Below are 11,257 nucleotides of genomic sequence, written 5' to 3' on the forward strand. Positions count from 1 at the left end.
TTCCCATTCCTTTATGGAAGTAAGATCCGTTAAAGATGATGACGTAGATAGGCTGCGGGTGGAAGAGTAGTGATACTTGGAGCTGAGCAGTACTAATAGATCGAGGACTTAACCGAGAAGAGTTCACAGTTTGAAGTGTTTCGATTCATATTCTTAATATCTAGTTTTGAAGGTACGAGCAATAATAGTGTAGTGACGATAGCAAGAAGGATACACCTGTTCCCATGCCGAACACAGAAGTTAAGCTTCTTCACGTCGAAAGTAGTTGGTGGGAAACTACCCGCGAGGATAGATAGTCGCTACGCTGTTTTATTCCGGATTAGCTCAGTTGGTAGAGCATCTGACTGTTAATCAGGGTGTCGTCAGTTCGAGTCTGACATCCGGAGTTTTTTTTTTACCTTGGAGAGTTGTCCGAGTGGCTGAAGGAGCATGATTGGAAATCATGTATACGGGTATTGACCTGTATCAAGGGTTCAAATCCCTTACTCTCCGTAAGCGAGATGTCTTTGCATAATGCAGAGACATTTTTTATCTTAGGGCTTTCCAAGGTAATTTCGACAAATTGTATACTTGTGTTACAATGTAGTCGAAGAAAATGCGCCCATAGCGCAATTGGATAGAGTGTCTGACTACGAATCAGAAGGTTGTAGGTTCGACTCCTACTGGGCGCATAATTAAAAGAGGTTCACGAATTTTTCGTGAACCTCTTTTTTTGTTATTTAATACTTTGAACAAATGCTTGATAACTGGCTTCTTCACCAGTTTGGGTAATGGAGAGATTAGTTAAATCGTTATTGTGTAATTGTAATTCATCAATGTTTATTTCGTGCGTGAAAGTAGCATTGCCGATTAACTTGATCAAACTTTTTTCCTTATCAGCTTTTAGGTGAATATTTGTTTTAACCATTCCACCGGGATTATAGACAGTAATATCTTTAGTTGAATCAAATTGTTCGTTATGAAGTAAGGCAAATAACAAACTAGTAGCGGACATTCCTGTTCCACAGGCATTAGTAAAACCAACACCACGTTCGAAGGTCTGAACGAATAACTCATTGGTCCCTAAAATTTTACAGAAGCTGACGTTAACGCCTTCGGGAAAATATTGATTGGTTGCATTTAACTTTGATCCAAGATCGTTTAATTCATCATAGTCGATTTCTTTAACAAACTTAATTAGATGTGGATTTGGTACGGCAACTGCGGAATAAGTTCCATCACCAAATTCTGGGATCTTTTGATCAAGCATTTCGTTTAAATCTTGATAGGCAAACGGTAAAGCAGCTTTTTGAAATGAGATTGGTGAAATTTCAACGCTAAAGGCGGGAACTCCTGGATAAAAATCTTTAGCTCGTCTTACAGATAAGTTTGATTCTAAGGTTTCAACTTTGAATTCATTTAACTGATATTTTTCAGATAAGTAACGACTCACTGTTCGTAAACCGTTACCACACATTTTAGCCTCACTGCCGTCAGCATTGATAACACGCATCTTACCCAAACAATCCACACTAGTATCAACTACTAACAGACCATCAGCACCGTTGAGAACGTTTTGGCAAAGGTTAATAGCTAGTTGTTTTATTTCAGGGTCTGTTAGAGGTTTATCTAGAAGAGATTGATCCAAGATAAAGAATTGATTTTCAGAACCGTGTACTTTTAATAATTTAACCATATAAAAAACCTCGCTTAATCAAAAAATGTTTTGTAGATCTGTCGGACTGCTTCGTCGGCGTCGGAAACTTGGGTTCCAATCATGATAGAAATTCGCGAAGCCCCTTGGTTGATCATGTGGATTGCAATATTGTTTTCAGTTAGAGAATCGATGACTTTACCGATTGTGTCAACATTATGAGCGATTCCTTCACCAACCACCATAATAATCGCATAATCATTAATCCATTCCAAATAATCTGGATTAAGCGTCTCTTTGACGTCACGACATAATTTTTGGATAGTGTCTTTATCCAATTTACTACGATCAAAAATGACGGTCAGATCATCGATACCTGATGGCATATGTTCGTAAGAAATATTGTATTTGTAAAAAATTTTTAAGAGTTTCAAAGTGAAACCGACTTCTTTATTTAACAAGTAACGATGTAAATAGAGTGCTGAAAATCGTTTGGAACAGGCAATACCGGTAATTTGATTGGCTGGATCAAAGATAAATTGTTCTGGTACGATCATCGTTCCAGGTGCTTCAGGATTATTGGTATTTTTTATATTAACGGGAACTTGTCCTTTGACGGCAGGGATAATGGCTTCATCTTGAAAAACTGAAAAGCCGGCGTATGATAGTTCTCGCATCTCTCGGTAGGACATCTTCTTGATGGCCTGTGGGTGTGCAACGATTTTGTTATTAGCAACGTAAATCGCATCGACATCGGTGAAATTCTCGTAGAGATCTGCATTCAATCCACGACTCAAAATGGCACCCGTGATGTCTGAACCGCCTCTAGAGAAAGTGTAGATTGAACCGTCTTTACTGTATCCAAAGAAGCCAGGAAAAACTAAACGAGCATCTTTAGGTAAATCTAAGCGGCTCAAATTTAAATAAGTCTCTGGGGCAATATCAGCGTCATTGGGTTGACCTTCAACGACAATACCGGCAGTTTTAGGATTGACAAAGATAGCTTTGATTCCTTGAGAATTTAAAACATCAGTCAAAAGAATGGCATTTAAATATTCACCGTGAGCTTTGAAAGCAGCTAGGAGGTGTTCATCATCTGGGAAAGCCGTTGAAGCTAAGTTTTCTAATTTAGTCTTTAAGTGAGATGTGACTGAGTCAGCAAGTTTAAAATGGTCGGCAATTTCTTGATAGCGTGACATGATTTCTTGAACAATTGGCTGATAATCTTTTTTACTTAAAACGGCTTGTGCGTACTCGATTAATAAATCAGTTACCTTGATGTCGCCACTGAAACGTTTCCCCGGTGCCGAAGTTACAATTACTTTTCGTTCAAAATCATCGTCAATTATTTTAATTACTTTTTCGAACTGAACGCCTGTGGCAAGGGAACTACCGCCAAATTTGATGACCTTCATACAATACACCCCTAAAAATTAAATAGTTTTTAATGATGAGTGTATCATTTTTGGAACTTATGACAAGAAAAAAGTTAATAAAGTTAGAAAAAATGATTAATTTTTAATATTACTTGACGAATAATGAGTGTTGTTATAATCTTAGTATCAATAAAGAGGTCGCAATTGACATCAGTAAATGGATGAGCTACTGCAATAGCGTTGATTTCATTGAAAGGGGAAATTGCCGAAGTGTTAGATTTTGTAGAATCTAATAAACTGGGGCGTATTAATAAGAGGATACGAACTGTCGCGACGATTGCCGCGTTGAGCTTATAACAATTTGTGTGGACTGGGTCTCTTTGTTATTAGCAAAGAGATCTTTTTTTATTCTAAAGGAGTTTTGAAGATGATTATTGATGAATTGAAGAGTAGTAACGGTCACTTGATGATAGGTGGAGTTGATAGTACTGTTTTAGCAAAAAAATATGGCACGCCATTGTATGTTTTTGATGTTGAGAAAATTAGAAAACAGATTAGAAGTTTTAAAACAGCTTTCGAAAAAAATCAATTAAAAAATCAAGTCAGCTACGCTAGCAAAGCTTTTGCGGTTAAAGCAATTTATCAAGTCATGAAACAAGAAGATGTTCACGTCGATGTTGTTTCTGGAGGCGAGTTGTATACGGCACTGCAAGCTGGTTTTCCAAGTGAAAAGATTAGTTTTCACGGTAATAACAAGTCAGCGGCTGAATTAAAGATGGCTGTGGAAAATCATGTCGGTGTGATTATCTTAGATAACTTCTTAGAAATTTCCTTGCTCAGTCAAATTTTAAAAGCAACTGAACAAAAAGTTAAAGTCATGCTGCGTTTGACCCCAGGAATTTCGGCCCACACTCACAAATATGATCAGACTGGACAAACTGATAGTAAATTTGGCTTTGACGTTGAATCTGGTCAAGCTAAACAAGCTTTGAAATTAGTCTTAGCTGATCCGAATATGGAAATACTTGGAATTCACGCTCATATCGGTTCACAAATTTTTGGAACTCAAGGCTTTGTCTTGTTAGCTAAAAAAATGATTGAGATTGCTAAAAGTTTTCAATCTGAATTGAATTATTGGCCGGAAGTGATCAATTTAGGTGGAGGTTTTGGTATCAGTTATACAGATGATGATGATCCAATTACAGCTGATACGTTCATTACACAAATTAGTGACGAATTAAAAAAGGTTTGTCAAAATGTTCCCGAAATTTGGATTGAACCGGGACGTTCGATTGTTGGTCCAGCTGGTTATACGTTGTATTCGATCGGTTCACGTAAAGACATTCCTGGTTTAACTTCTTATCTATCAGTTGATGGTGGAATGGGAGATAATATCAGACCAGCTTTATATCAAGCTAAATATGAAGCCGTCGTAGCTAACAAGATGGATCAAGAAAATCAAGAAACAGTGCATATTGCTGGTAAATACTGTGAGTCAGGTGATATCTTGATTGAGAATCTTGTACTACCTAAGACTAAACCAGGTGACATTTTAGCAGTTTTAGATACGGGTGCTTATGGGTATTCGATGGCAATGAATTACAATCGCAATCCTAGAGCGGCAGTAGTTTTTGTAGAAAATGGCCAAGACAAGTTAGTAGTAAGAAGAGAAACTTATGCAGATTTAATTAAATTAGATGGTGACTATTAAGGAGTAGCTTATGACAAAGATGGGTGCAGAAGAAATTATTAATTATATAGGAAACGCTAAGAAAATTACGCCAGTAAAAGTATATTTGCAAGCAGAAATTAGTGGCATTGAATTTCCTGAAGAAGTTAGTGTTTTTCACAGCAATGATTTAGCAATTTTGATTGGTGATTATCAAGTGATTCAACCAATTTTAAAAGCACACAATTTAACAAATTACTATGTTGAAACAGCCGCTCAAAATTCAGCTGTTCCCATGTTAGATATTAAAGGAATCGATGCCCGAATTGAACCAGGAGCTATCATCCGTGATCAAGTTACGATTGGTCATAACGCCGTTATAATGATGGGAGCAATTATTAACATCGGTGCTGAGATAGGTGATCGTTCAATGATCGATATGGGTGCAGTTTTAGGTGGCCGAGCCATTGTCGGTCAAGATTCTCATATCGGAGCTAATGCCGTTTTAGCGGGGGTGATCGAACCAGCTTCAGCTCAACCAGTTAGAATTGGTAATCACGTAATTGTTGGAGCTAATGCTGTTGTCCTAGAAGGCGTTCAAGTAGGTGACGGAGCTGTCATTGGAGCTGGAGCCGTCGTTACCAAAGATGTAGCGGCAAATGAAGTCGTTGCTGGTATTCCTGCTAAACAACTAAAAATCAAAGATCAAAAAACAACTGATAAAACAAAGCTTGAAAGTAATTTAAGGAAGTTGTAAAGATGGTCTTATCAAGTGATAAATTAATTCAAATCAGACGACATCTGCACCAGATTCCCGAACTAGCTATGAATGAATTTCAGACCAGTGATTACTTACGACAAGTGATTAATAGTTTTTCACAACAATATCTAGAAATAGGCAGTATTCCGGATTTACCAACCGCTATTTTAGTAAGAGTTAACGGCAGTAATCCTAAACGAAACATTGGTTATCGTTGTGATATGGATGCCTTACCGGTCGACGAAAATAATGGTTTAAGTTATGCCTCAAAAAATCCACACGTTATGCACGCTTGTGGACACGATATCCATATGACAGTCGCCTTAGGAATTTTGAATTATTTTAGTGAACATCAACCAAGTGATAATTTAATTTTCTTCTTTCAACCTGCCGAAGAGAGTGAAAGTGGTGGTAAGGTTGCTTTTGATAAAGACGCGTTCTCAGGACGTTTTCATGTCGATGAATTTTACGGATTGCACGATAATGCTCAGTTGCCAGCAGGCGTTATAGGATGTCGTAACGGTACATTATTTGCCGGAACAACTGAAGTCAATATTATTATTACCGGTAAGAGTGGTCATGCCGCCTATCCTCATCTGGCTAATGACAGTATCGTTATTGCAGCAAGTTTTATCCAGCAAGTACAGACGATTGTGTCACGCAATATTGCCCCTACTAAATGCGGTGTTATCACCTTCGGTAAGATTGATGGTGGCGTGATTAGAAATGTGATTGCTGGAACAACACGTTTGGAAGGAACGATTCGTGGTTTAACCCAAACGATGATTGAATTTATTCGACAACGGATTACAGAAATTGCTAGTGGTTTGCAAAAATCATTTAATTGTCAAATAACAGTTGAATTTAATCAAGGCGGTTATTTTCCAGTAGAAAATAATCCCCAATTGACTAAAAGGTTTATTAATTTTATGAAAGAAAATCCCGAGGTAACTTTTCAGGAGACTGAACCTAAAATGACCGGTGAGGACTTTGGTTATTTATTGAATAAGATTCCTGGAACAATGTTCTGGTTGGGTGTCGACAGTCCAGGAGCACTGCATTCAGCTGATTTCTTACCAAAAGAGTCAGCAATTGCTAAAGGAATCGTCGCAATGACAAGTTTTTTGGAATACAGGATGAATTTGGAGGATGAAAAATGTTCAAAGATGTAGATTTGATGACCGCGATAATTACTCCGTTTGATCAAGCACAAAAGATTGATTATCCAGCTTTAAAAAAGTTAACGGAACACATACTTACTACTGGAACCAAGGGCTTTGTTATCGGTGGGACGACTGGTGAGACACCAACTTTAACTGAGAATGAAAAACTAGAATTGTATCGAAAGTTTGTCGAAATTGTTGATGGTAGAGTGCCAATTATTGCCGGAGCCGGTAGTAACAATACTCAACAGACGATTGATTTTATTAACAAATTAGCGCAAATCTCAGGAATTGATATGGTTTTAGTCGTAGTGCCTTACTATAACAAGCCAAATCAACGTGGAATGAAAGCTCATTTTGAAACAATCGCCAAAAATTCTCCGTTGCCAATTATGATTTACAACATTCCTGGCCGAACTGGGGTCTTGATGGAAAAAGAAACAGTCGTGGAACTATCGCAAAATCCTAATATTCAAGGAATCAAACAATGTAATACGATGGAAGATTTGGAATATATCGTTGAACATACTCCAGCTGATTTCAATGTTTACAGTGGTGAGGATGCCCAAGCCTTATTTGCAAAAGTTATTGGTGCTAACGGAGTCGTTTCGGTGGCTTCACACATTTACGGTAACGAAATGTCGAAGATGTACAGTCTTTTAGATCAAGGAAACTATCAAAAGGCCGGAACAATTCAACGTCAGTTGACTCCGAAGATGGCAGCTTTGTTCATGTATCCTTCACCATCGCCAGTTAAGGCAGCCTTGAACAAATTAGGTTATCAAGTTGGTGGCTGTCGTTTGCCAATTGTGACTTTAAATGATGAAGAAAAAGCTGTTTTATTTGAAAAGTTAGCATTATAGGAGGATTTAAATGATAAAAGTAATTGTTTCTGGTTTTAACGGTTCAATGGGGCAAAAGGCTGTCAAGATGGTCAATTCAAATGCTGATTTACAATTAGTAGCTGGCTTTAATCCAGTAGTTAAAGAGCGTAATCCAGCAAAATATGGATTGGCTAAAGAAGTCAAAATTTTTAATCGTTTAGAAGATATTGATGTTGCGGCTGATATTTGGATCGATTTTTCAATTCCCAGTGCGGTTTATGAAAACACTAAGTTTGCAATTGAACACGGCTTTCGCCCTGTGATTGGAACTAGTGGGATGTCTGAAGAGCAGACTCAACAATTAAAAAAATTAGCTGATAGTAAAAATCTTGGTGGAATTATTGCCTCAAACTTTGGTTTATCAGCCGTGTTGATGATGAAATTTGCGCAAGTAGCCGCTAAATATTTCGATGAATCAGAAATTGTCGAAAAACATCATGAAGATAAAATCGATGCACCATCTGGGACCGCTTTGAATACTGCCCGTCTGATTTATGAAGCGCGCGGACATGACCAGGTTCAACACAGTAACAACGACCCAATGAAAACTCGGGGTGGCGACTACCATGGGACGAAGATTCACGCTTTGCGTTTACCAGGATTCGTTGCTGACGAAGAGGTTATCTTTGGTGGAACTGGTGAAACTTTGACAATTTCTCAAAGTACTACCGATCGGGAATCGTTTATGACTGGAGTTAAACTGGCCATTCATGAAGTGATGAAACAAGATCATTTAGTGATAGGGCTTGAGAAAATTATTTAGAAATAATTACATTAAAACTAATTAAATGAGTCTGATTTATTATAGAATTAAATTAATATAATTTAAGGAGTGTAATAGAATGCCAGAATTAGATTCAACTGTAAAAAATGTCGTAAATGAAACGCTCGATCCCATGGGTCGTTCCCAAATTAGAATTTTTGCAGAAAAATTTGCCAAGATTCCTGGAATTATCAAGATGACTCTAGGTGAGCCTGACTTCAATGTTCCTGAACACGTTAAAGCTGCCGCAATTGAAAGTATCAAGGATAATGATTCACACTATTCTGATCAAAAGGGAATTTTAGGATTGCGTGAAGCTATTTCAAATTATTTGAGCCAACGCTTTGATATTCACTATGATCCAGAGACTGAAGTGGTAGTAACAATTGGAGCAACTGAAGCAATTTTGGATTCATTGGCTGCAATCATTAATCCAGGTGATAAGGTATTGATTCCAACGCCAACCTTTGCTTTGTACATTCCAATTGTCAAAGTACTTGGTGGGATTCCTGTTCAAATTAATACAACTGATGATGGTTTCCGCCTGACAGGTGAACGACTCCAAGAGGTTATCGATGAAGAAGGAGCAGACAAGGTTAAAGCTTTGATGCTTAATTTCCCAGGAAATCCAACTGGTTTTGTTTATTCAAAGGAACAATTAGAAGAAATCGTCGATGTCGTCAAAAACAAGAACATGTTTGTCATTTCTGATGAAATTTACGCTGAATTGACTTACGGTCAAAAACACATTTCTTTGGCAAAATTGATGCCAGGTAAGACTATTTTGATCAATGGTTTATCAAAATCACACGCAATGACTGGTTATCGAATCGGTTATGTCGTGGGACCAAAAGATTTCATTACTAACGTTGCCAAGATGCATGCTTTTGCTGTTACTGCACCTTCTAATCCAGCTCAATACGCAGCTAAAGAGGCGTTGACTAATGGAATCGATGATCCACTTGCAATGCGCGATATTTATCAGAAACGCCGAGATTACATTGTTGAGCAACTAAATGATATCGGCTATAAAACACTTTTACCAGAAGGGGCCTTCTATACTTTCTCGAAGATTCCAGAAGAATTCCATTTAACTGCCATCGAATTTGCCAATAAGTTAGCAACTGAAGGCAAAGTTGGTGTCACGCCAGGTGTAGCATTTGGTGAAGGCGGCGAAGGTCATTTTAGAATGTCCTACGCTTGTTCAATGGATGATATTAAAGAAGCTATGAAACGTTTAAGAGCCTTTACTGAACAATTAAAAAATTGATTTAAGGGATGAAATAATATGAGTGATGGATATACAGTAGCAATTTTAGGTGCCACAGGTGCCGTGGGAACACGTTTGATTCAACAATTGGAACAATCAACGATTCCAGTAAGTAAGGTTAAGTTATTAGCATCATTTCGTTCAGCCGGAAAAGTTTTACAATTCAAAGGTCAAGACGTCACAGTAGAAGAAGCTAAGCCAGAATCATTTGATGGTGTCGACATCGTTTTAGCTTCAGCTGGTGGTTCAGTTTCAAAGAAATTCTTGCCCGAAGCTGTCAAACGTGGTGCGGTTTGTGTTGATAATACGAGTGCTTTTCGAATGGAAGAGTCAGTTCCCTTAGTCGTTCCTGAAGTCAATGAAGCGGCACTTTATAACCATCACGGTATTATTGCCAATCCGAACTGTTCAACGATTCAAATGATGGTTGCACTAGAACCTATCAGAAAAGCTTTTGGTTTGAAACAAATTATCGTTTCAACTTATCAAGCTGCCAGTGGTGCCGGTCAAAGTGCTTTGAATGAATTATATTCTGAAGCTAAGGATTATTTAGATGGCAAGGACATGCAAGCCAACATCTTCCCAACTAAAGGTGATAAAAAACACTATCCACTAGCCTTTAATTTGTTACCACAAATTGATGTTCTAGAAGATAACTTATATTCACACGAAGAGTGGAAGATGATTCATGAAACTAAGAAGATCATGCTTGGCGACATGAATTCACCAAAAATCAAGGTTACAGCAACTTGCGTCAGAGTGCCTGTTCCGATCAGTCATGGTGAATCAATTTATATCGAAGTAGAAGATAAGTCAGCCACAACTGAGCAAATTCAAGACTTGATTAGAAAAGCTCCCGGAGCTGTTTTGCAAGATGATCCTAAGAACCAAGTTTATCCCCAACCAATTGATGCAGTCGGCAAGCGTGAGACTTTTGTCGGTCGAATTCGTCCAGATTTGGAAAACCAAGGTGCGTTCAACATGTGGGTCGTTTCTGACAACTTACTAAAAGGTGCAGCATGGAATACGGTTCAAATTGCAGAGTGCTTAGTAGCAGACGGCTTGGTTCATAATTAGAATTTGTTAAGTATGCCGTCCTCCGCAACAAACTCGATTTTGGCTGGAACGTACTGGGCACGACTTGAAACTACCGCAAAGTACGCGGCATTTCCAAGCTCGGCCTTTCACGTAAGCGCTAAAGCGCTAAGTGAAATTTCAGTACTGAGCCAAATCGAGTTTGTTGCTCCGGACTAAATAACGGATCTATGTTTTATCTGCTTTCCGTTTATTTAGGAATAATTATTCTATTCGAAATAGTATTTTTACTAGCTCAATAGTATAGATTCGATTCTATTTGAAATAAAACAAAATTTAAAACAAGTTAAAAAATAGCATCCATTCCTCAATAGAACGTAATTGATTATTTAATAACCATACGTATATTGGGAATAGGTGCTATTTTTATTTATAACATTAAGTGGAAAAAATAATAGGAAATACAATCTAGTCTGGAGCACAAGCCCTGTGATGGCTCAGCCGCCAAATTATTCTTAGCGCTTTAGCGCTTAGAATAAGGCCAATCTTTGAGATTTTTCCGAACTTGAAAAAGCTCAAAGTTGCGCCGGCCGCGTTCTGCGATAATCCTTATATGGTTGACATTTCAAAATAGTATAAAAATGTTAACCCAGTAATGGAGGGATTTTATGCAGAAATATACACCTAATCAAAAAATCAAAACA

Annotated in this window: 9 protein-coding genes, 3 tRNA genes, 2 rRNA genes and 1 riboswitch; of the genes, 12 read left to right on the forward strand and 2 right to left on the reverse strand. The window is 37.9% G+C overall.

Annotation, left to right across the window (positions count from 1 at the left end; all coding sequences use genetic code 11):
- The 5 genes from EGT49_RS11925 to EGT49_RS11945 form a co-directional block, all read left to right on the forward strand.
- A 23S ribosomal RNA gene (locus tag EGT49_RS11925) occupies positions 1-116 on the forward strand; the annotation flags it as partial.
- 72 nt (positions 117-188) lie between these two features.
- Positions 189-305: ribosomal RNA gene (rrf, locus tag EGT49_RS11930) — 5S ribosomal RNA — on the forward strand.
- Between the two features lie 8 nt (positions 306-313).
- Positions 314-386, forward strand: a tRNA-Asn gene (locus EGT49_RS11935).
- 15 nt (positions 387-401) lie between these two features.
- Positions 402-492: transfer RNA gene (locus tag EGT49_RS11940), tRNA-Ser, on the forward strand.
- A gap of 105 nt (positions 493-597) precedes the next feature.
- A tRNA-Arg gene (locus EGT49_RS11945) sits at positions 598-671 on the forward strand.
- A 44-nt stretch (positions 672-715) separates the two neighbouring features.
- Here EGT49_RS11945 and dapF read toward each other — a convergent pair.
- Together dapF and EGT49_RS11955 are read right to left on the reverse strand one after the other, a co-directional pair.
- Entirely contained in the window at positions 716-1,675 is a 960-nt protein-coding gene (dapF, locus tag EGT49_RS11950; protein ID WP_135374601.1) for a diaminopimelate epimerase, read from the reverse strand.
- 14 nt (positions 1,676-1,689) lie between these two features.
- The gene (locus EGT49_RS11955) at positions 1,690-3,048 is read right to left on the reverse strand and encodes an aspartate kinase (RefSeq protein WP_135374602.1); all 1,359 of its coding nucleotides are present in this window, start codon (positions 3,046-3,048) and stop codon (positions 1,690-1,692) included.
- A 145-nt stretch (positions 3,049-3,193) separates the two neighbouring features.
- Positions 3,194-3,369: riboswitch (Lysine riboswitch) on the forward strand.
- A 67-nt stretch (positions 3,370-3,436) separates the two neighbouring features.
- Here EGT49_RS11955 and lysA point away from each other — a divergent pair.
- The 7 genes from lysA (at position 3,437) to EGT49_RS11990 (ending at position 10,595) form a co-directional block, all read left to right on the forward strand.
- Positions 3,437-4,720 carry a diaminopimelate decarboxylase gene (gene lysA, locus EGT49_RS11960; protein WP_179949633.1) on the forward strand — a complete coding sequence of 428 codons (1,284 nt, stop codon included), beginning with the start codon at positions 3,437-3,439 and terminating at the stop codon, positions 4,718-4,720.
- A gap of 10 nt (positions 4,721-4,730) precedes the next feature.
- Positions 4,731-5,435: a 2,3,4,5-tetrahydropyridine-2,6-dicarboxylate N-acetyltransferase gene (gene dapD, locus EGT49_RS11965; RefSeq protein WP_135374604.1), complete on the forward strand. Its 705-nt coding sequence runs from the start codon at positions 4,731-4,733 to the stop codon at positions 5,433-5,435.
- 2 nt (positions 5,436-5,437) lie between these two features.
- On the forward strand, positions 5,438-6,610 hold the full coding sequence (locus tag EGT49_RS11970; protein WP_135374605.1) for an N-acetyldiaminopimelate deacetylase: 1,173 nt from the start codon (positions 5,438-5,440) through the stop codon (positions 6,608-6,610).
- Positions 6,595-7,464: a 4-hydroxy-tetrahydrodipicolinate synthase gene (gene dapA, locus EGT49_RS11975; protein ID WP_135374606.1), complete on the forward strand. Its 870-nt coding sequence runs from the start codon at positions 6,595-6,597 to the stop codon at positions 7,462-7,464. Before EGT49_RS11970 ends, dapA begins: the two co-directional genes overlap by 16 nt.
- Before the next feature lie 10 nt (positions 7,465-7,474).
- Positions 7,475-8,248 (forward strand): 4-hydroxy-tetrahydrodipicolinate reductase, encoded by a 774-nt coding sequence (dapB, locus tag EGT49_RS11980; RefSeq protein ID WP_135374607.1) that lies wholly within the window; start codon positions 7,475-7,477, stop codon positions 8,246-8,248.
- Positions 8,249-8,327: 79 nt separating this feature from the next.
- Positions 8,328-9,518, forward strand: a complete 1,191-nt coding sequence (locus EGT49_RS11985; RefSeq protein WP_135374608.1) for an aminotransferase class I/II-fold pyridoxal phosphate-dependent enzyme — start codon at positions 8,328-8,330, stop codon at positions 9,516-9,518.
- An 18-nt stretch (positions 9,519-9,536) separates the two neighbouring features.
- Complete coding sequence (locus tag EGT49_RS11990; protein ID WP_135374609.1) at positions 9,537-10,595, forward strand: aspartate-semialdehyde dehydrogenase; 1,059 nt, start codon at positions 9,537-9,539, stop codon at positions 10,593-10,595.
- Positions 10,596-11,257: the final 662 nt, after the last annotated feature.

This window comes from Companilactobacillus suantsaicola, from assembly GCF_004745525.1.
Lineage (GTDB): Bacteria > Bacillota > Bacilli > Lactobacillales > Lactobacillaceae > Companilactobacillus > Companilactobacillus suantsaicola.